Source organism: Brucella tritici (assembly GCF_008932285.1).
Taxonomy (GTDB): Bacteria; Pseudomonadota; Alphaproteobacteria; order Rhizobiales; family Rhizobiaceae; genus Brucella; species Brucella tritici.
Map to the genome: position 1 here is coordinate 1 of NZ_WBVY01000038.1, position 243 is coordinate 243.

Genomic DNA, 243 nt, shown 5'->3' on the forward strand with positions numbered 1-243 from the left:
AAGATGCATTCATCTCGAACCGCATCGACGATTACATGCCGCACGTTGTTGGTGGTCTGAAGTTCGCTCAGGGCTGGGGCTCGATCGCTGCTGTTGCAGCTTACGACGCCAACCTTGAAGAGTGGGCTGCCAAGGTTCGCGGCGACGTCAACATCACGGATCGCTTCTCGGTCTGGGTACAGGGCGCTTACAAGTCCAACGACGACGAATACTTCTCTACGTCGGATGGTAATGGCGGTCTTT

Annotated in this window: 1 protein-coding gene; it reads left to right on the top strand. The window is 55.6% G+C overall.

Annotation, left to right across the window (positions count from 1 at the left end; all coding sequences use genetic code 11):
* The coding region (locus F9K94_RS24305) for a porin (RefSeq protein ID WP_192799586.1) at window positions 1–243 on the top strand (243 nt) is incomplete at both ends.